The 5,702-nt window shown below is 74.0% G+C and carries 5 protein-coding genes and 1 pseudogene; all 6 read left to right on the top strand.

The window, feature by feature from the left end:
- The first annotated feature begins 230 nt into the window (after positions 1 to 230).
- Positions 231 to 719: an ATP-binding protein gene (locus ABZ281_RS34905; protein WP_356662080.1), complete on the top strand. Its 489-nt coding sequence runs from the start codon at positions 231 to 233 to the stop codon at positions 717 to 719.
- An 82-nt stretch (positions 720 to 801) separates the two neighbouring features.
- Entirely contained in the window at positions 802 to 1,122 is a 321-nt protein-coding gene (locus tag ABZ281_RS34900; protein ID WP_356662078.1) for a WhiB family transcriptional regulator, read from the top strand.
- A gap of 212 nt (positions 1,123 to 1,334) precedes the next feature.
- A pseudogene (locus tag ABZ281_RS34895) lies at positions 1,335 to 1,508 on the top strand (DUF5999 family protein); the annotation flags it as partial.
- A gap of 253 nt (positions 1,509 to 1,761) precedes the next feature.
- A complete protein-coding gene (locus tag ABZ281_RS34890) occupies positions 1,762 to 3,651 on the top strand; it encodes a DUF2637 domain-containing protein (RefSeq protein WP_356662076.1) in 1,890 nt (629 codons plus the stop codon).
- On the top strand, positions 3,648 to 4,577 hold the full coding sequence (locus ABZ281_RS34885) for a YihY/virulence factor BrkB family protein (RefSeq protein WP_356662074.1): 930 nt from the start codon (positions 3,648 to 3,650) through the stop codon (positions 4,575 to 4,577). The genes ABZ281_RS34890 and ABZ281_RS34885 overlap by 4 nt, the downstream gene beginning before the upstream one ends.
- Before the next feature lie 67 nt (positions 4,578 to 4,644).
- Positions 4,645 to 5,702 (top strand): squalene/phytoene synthase family protein (locus ABZ281_RS34880; protein WP_356662072.1); only part of this gene is annotated, 1,058 nt, incomplete at its 3' end.

Raw genomic sequence — 5,702 nt, 5'->3', positions numbered from 1 at the left:
TGCGGGCCCGCTGGGGCGTGAAGCTCAAGGACTCGCCCCTGATGACCACCGCGGCCCCCACATCGATGGGGCGGCCGGGGCCGTGGCTGCTCGTACGACCAGCCAAAACGAGCGGCCCCGGGATTCCGCCCCAGGGCCGTTCAGCAGGTCACTCCGTGAGAGGAAAAACCTTGAGTCCCATCATGACATCCCCCGCGCCTCGTGGTGCACGGGAAGACAGCAGCCCGGACATGGACGACATGTTGCGCCGGGCCCGCATGAACGACCAGCGCCGTTCGCAGCGGCCGACGCTTCCGGCCTGCGTTCCCGGCCTGTACGTCCAGCACCGCGACCGTGGCTTCGTCGCCCACATCACGGCCTCCCAGTTCGCCTTCAGCACGGTGCGCAGTATGACCGTGTCGGTGCTGAAGGCATACGGGGCCGGCCAGTCGGCCGCCGACACCGCTGAGTGGCTCGTCTCGGAGCTGCTCGGCAACGCGGTGAGGGCCTGCGGTGATCACGTGCCGCTGGTCGTAGAGGTGTACGTCACCGGGCGCAGCGTCCAGGTGACCGTGCACGACCCCGCCGCCGATCTGCTGCCGCACCGCAGCGCGGTGGCGATGGACAGCGAGACCGCGGAGTCCGGGCGCGGCCTGGGTCTGCTGGACCTGCTGGCGCCCGGCTGGGACGTCGTGTCCTCGCCGGTCGGCAAGCAGATCCGCTGCCACATCGCCAGGTAGTTCAGCCCGCCGCCAACACCTGAGACAGCCCCGGGGATACCGCCCGGGGCTGCCTCGTTCACGGATCTTTCGGGAGGCCCAAATGAAGATGCGAGTGTCCGTCGCCGTCGTCCGCAGCCACGCCTACGCGCCCGTCTCCACCGACGCACCGGTCCGGCCCCGTCCGGCCTGCGCCGATGAGGACCCCGAGCTGTTCTTCCCCATCGGCGACACCGGCCCGGCGCTGCTCCAGATCGAGGAGGCCAAGGCCGTCTGCCGCCGCTGCCCCCTGATCGAGAGCTGCCTCCAGGGCGCGCTGGAGCGGGGCGAGGCTGCGGGCGTGTGGGGCGGGCTGTCCGAGAAGGAGCGCCGCTCCCTCCAGCGTCGCGCGGCCCGCAAGCGCGCCGCGGCCGCCTCCGCCTGACGCCCGCCGTACGGGAGCGACAGCCAACTCCCCGCCCGCATCACGCTGTTCCACCAGGCCAGCCGCCCGCCGTACGGGCGGCCGGCCTTTCGCACGTCTGCAGCCTGGGAAAGTCTCGGGCTCGCTTCCCCTCGCCAGGAGAGCTCATGCAGCGCAGCACCCAGCTCGACACCGCGACGACCACCACCAACACCACTCGGCTGCCGGACTCGCTGTGCACGCACACCCCGAAGTGCCCGACCGCCGACAGCCCGGACCGCGAGGCCGCGCACGCCGTGGCCAGCCACCCGGAGCAGGGCTGGAGCCTGCTGTGCAACGGCGTCCTGGTCTTCGACGACACCGGCGACCTGCTCCCCGACGGCCGGATCGTCACCCCGCACCGCCCCACCGACGGGGCGCTGTCCTTCCGGCTCACGGACGCCCACGCGCTCATCGGGGGCACGTCCGGCAGCGGGAAGACCAGCGCGGCGGCCGCGATCCTGCACACCCAGCACTGACCGACTGCCCACGGCAGAACGGCCCCCCGAGTCCCCGGCATTTGAGCTGCCGGGGCCCCGGAGGGCCTGGTCACGACCCTACCGACTGCCACTGATCCACGGTGCCCCTTCTCACGGAGGCGCCCGGAAGAAAGGACACCCCGTGGCCAACACCAAGACCCCCCGTCGCAGGCGCCAGCCCGCAGCGGCTACGAAGCCCCGTACCAACGGGCGCGCCAAGACGTCGACGCCGCCGGCTTCCATCCCCGCCCAGGCCGCCGCCCCCGAGACCACCGCTCCGGTCGTGTACCCGGAGGCCGACCCGGTCCTGGCCGACGCCGCCGACCGCGCCGCCGACCTCCGGGACCTGGCCGCCGACGACGCGGCCCGCATCCTCGCCGACGGCCAGGTGCTCGCCGCCGAACTGATGGAAGGCGCCCGTATCGAGGCCGCCTCGTTCACCGAGGCGGTCAACGCTGAGCAGGCGCAGATCATCGCTGACGCGATGAAGGAAGCCGACCGGGTCCGCGCTGAGGCCGCCACCACGGCGGCCGCCGACGCCGACCAGGTCCGGGCCGCCGCCGAAGCGGCGGCGGAGCAGCTGCTCGCCGACGCCCGCCGCGAGGCCGACACCGTCGCGACGACGGCGGCCGGTGAGGCCGACCAGGTCCTCGCCGACGCGCGCCGCCAGGCGGAGGAAGTCACCACCACGGCGGCCGCGCAGGCTGAGCAGGTCCGCACCGAGGCCGCGCAGGCAGCCAGGAAGGCCCTCGCCGACGCGGAGACCAAGCGCACCGAGCTGCTCGCGGCTGCGGAGCGCACCGCGGCTGAGACCCGCACCCGCGCCACCACCGACGCCGAACAGGTGCTGGAACGGGCGCGGGGTGAGGCCGACCGGATGCGCGAGAGCGCCGACGACCAGGCCGTGCAGATGCGGGCCGGAGCCGAGAAGGTCGCCGCCGGCCTTCGCCAGGACGCCGACCGCGCCCTGGCCGACGCCCGCACGTCCGCTGAGGAGTTGCGGGCCGCCGCCGACAAGGACGTCGCCCGGCTGCGCGAGCAGGCCGAAGCCGACGCGAAGACGGCCCGGGAGGCGGCGGCCAAGGCCACGGCCGACCAGGCCGCCGCTGCCCAGGCCCGAGCAGAAGCGGACCGGGTCCTCGAGGCGGCAACGCAGCGCACCGTGCAGCGGGCCCGCCGCCGCGAGATCCGGACCGAGTCGCGCGCCGCCCGCCGCAAGGCACGGGCCGACGCCCGGCCCGCCGGCGGGGTCCCGCCGCTGTCCGGGCAGGAACTGGTGCTGGTCGTCGCGATCGTCCTCGCGGCCGCCGTCGTCTCCACCCTCGGTCTGCTGTCCTCCTACACCGCGCTGGAGACCAAGGCGGCCGGGTGGGGCTGGGAGTGGCCGTGGCTGCTGCCGGTCGGCATCGACGTCGCCATCCCGGCCTTCACCGGCGCCAGCCTGGTCCTGATCCGCATGGGCATGGAGCTGCGCTGGATCCGCTGGGTGCCCAGGGCGCTGACGGCAGTGACCGTCTACCTCAACTGGAACGCCTCGGACAGCACCTCGGGGCGTCTGGGACACGCGGCCCTCACGCTTCTGTGGGTCGTCTTCTCGGAGATCGCCTCCCACGTGTACGCCACGCGGATCGGCGCGGTCACCGGCAAGAAGCGGATGGAGACCGTGCGCCGCTCCCGCTGGATCCTCGCTCCGATCCCCACCGCGCGGCTGCGCCGCCGGATGATCCTTTGGGAGATCACCTCCTACGAGGACGCGCTCACCCGGCTCCAGCAGGAGACCTACCTGCGAGCGCAACTCAAGGAAGAGCACGGTCTGCTGTGGCGGTGGAAGGCTCCGCTGGAGCAGCGGATGACGCTCAAGCTCGGTAGCGCGCCCGCCGCGCTCGCCGACACGCTCACCCCCGAGGACGCTCACGCCATCGAGCGCTTGGAGGAAACCGAGCACGCTCACCCCGACATGAGCGCGCTCACCTCCGGCGAGGTTCGCGGTGAGCGTGAGCGCCCGGCGCTCACCTCCGGACTCGGGACATGATCGGGGAGGAACTCTCCGGAGACGAGGCGTTCACCGCGCTGCGGCGCTACGGAGGCCGCCGGCTGCTCGTCGACGCGTTCACCCGGTTCCGCTACGCCGACGGCTTCAGCAACTCCCGCTCCCTCGCTTTCCAGGTGGTCCTCGGCATGGTGCCGTTCACCATCGCCCTGGTCGGCGTCGCCACCACCGTGCACACCGAGAGCGTGGGGCGGATCATCGAACTCACCCTCGGCCGGATCGTGCCCGGCGCCAGCGCGGAGCTGATCGAGGACGCCCTCGACGGCACCGAGCGCAGCGCCGGTTCCGGCGTCTGGGGCGCTGTCGCCATGTGGACGGGCCTGGCCTTCGCCGTGCTCAACCTGGCCTCGGCGATGGCCCAGGTCGAGCGGGGCGCCAACCGCATCTACGGCATCGAGCGCGACCGGTCCTTCCTGGCCAAGTACGGCCGCTCCCTGCTCCTCGCCCTCGCCGCGGGCATGCCGATGGTCCTGGGGTTTCTCGTGCTCGTGGCCGGTGACGCCGTCGGCAGTGCGGTGGTGGAGGCCCTCGGCTGGTCCCGCACCGGGCTCGACTGGTGGGGCGCCCTCGACGTGCCCCTGGGCGTGGTGCTCGCCTGGGTCGCCTCTGCGGTGATCTTCCGCTGGGCCCCCCGCCGGGACCAACCGGGCTACACCTGGCTGGCGTTCGGCTCGGCGGTCCATCTGGTGCTGTGGATCACGGCCACCTGGCTGCTGGCCCTCTATGTCGCCAGGAGCGGTTCCTTCGGCGCGGTGTACGGGCCGCTGACGGCGTTCGTCGCCCTGCTGCTGTGGGCCAACCTGACCGGTGTGGTCCTGTTCCTCGGCATCGCGTTCGCCGCTCAGCTCGAGGCGGCCCGGGCCGGCATCACCGAGGCCGTGCGCCGGGATCCGGGACCGGGCCCGTGACGTCAGGCGCTGACGCGCGCCCAGACCCTGTGATCACCGCGCAGAACCAGGACGTATCGTCCTGGGTGTGAGCGACGTGCCCCCCGCGACCACAGTGCCGGCAGACCGAGAAGCGACCTCCACACCACCCGGCCCGGCCGGACCCCCGGTGACCGGCGACGACCCGGGCCTGCGGGCGGCCTACCGCCTGTGCCGGCGCCGGACGAAGGACGAGGACCCGGCGGAGTACGCGCTGATCCAGCTGGTGCCCGCGGCCCTGCGCCCGGCGCTGCACGCCCTGTGGGCCGCCGCCAACGCCCTGGACGACCTGGGCGACGACCGCACCGCGCCCGCCGCCGAACGGGCCGCCCGGGTCGGGGCCTGGATCGCCGCCCTGCACCGCGAACTGCCCACCGGATCCAGCCCGGACCCGGTCCGCCGCGCCCTGGTGGACACCGCGAACCGCTGGCGCCTGGACCTGTCCGAGCTGCGGGACGCCATGGCCCAGGTCCAGGACGACACCGGGGGCAGGCACTTCACCGACTGGGCCGAGTGGCGCACCTGGGGCCGGGACAACCTCCTGCCCTGGTTCGGCCTGGTCCGCACGGTCTTCGACCGGGCCGGTGTCCCCGTGGCCCTGCGTCTGGACACCCGGGAGACCTACGAGGAGTTCCTCGACGGCGTCCGGCTCACCGACATCCTCACCGACCTGGCCGCCGACCTCGCCCAGGGTGACCTCCTGGTGCCCGCCGAGGCCCTCGACCTCCACCCCGGCTCGGCGGCCGACCTGGCGCAGCGCCGCTGGAGCCCCGCCGTCGCCGCCCTGGTCACGCACCTGACCGGCCTGGCCCGCCGGTGGGTGACCCAGGAGTCCCTCACCCGCGGCATGCACCCCGGCCCCGCCACGGTGCTGCACACGATGGCCGCCCTGCTGCGCGCCCAGCTCGACGCGATCGACGCCGCCGGCCCGGCCCTGCTCCGCACCGCGCCCCGGCCCGCACTGCGCACCCGGACCCGCATCCTCGCCCCCGCCCGGACCCGCGCGGCCCTGGCCTGGAGCCTGACCCCGCTGACGGTGCCGCCGCCGCAACGCCCCGGCGCCCACCGGCCGGCGGCACCCGCCCGGCCGGCACCCACCACCGGCAC

Origin of the sequence: Streptomyces sp. NPDC006265 (assembly GCF_040613555.1) — a bacterium.
In the GTDB taxonomy this organism is placed as follows: Bacteria; Actinomycetota; Actinomycetes; order Streptomycetales; family Streptomycetaceae; genus Streptomyces.
Note: the sequence above shows the minus strand (reverse complement) of the source record. Positions and strands in the feature narration are given on the sequence as shown.

Coding starts and splice junctions, on each gene's coding strand:
- ABZ281_RS34905 (WP_356662080.1), top strand. CDS start 231: ATGGACGACATGTTGCGCCGGGCCCGCATGAACGACCAGCGCCGTTCG.
- ABZ281_RS34900 (WP_356662078.1), top strand. CDS start 802: ATGAAGATGCGAGTGTCCGTCGCCGTCGTCCGCAGCCACGCCTACGCG.
- ABZ281_RS34885 (WP_356662074.1), top strand. CDS start 3,648: ATGATCGGGGAGGAACTCTCCGGAGACGAGGCGTTCACCGCGCTGCGG.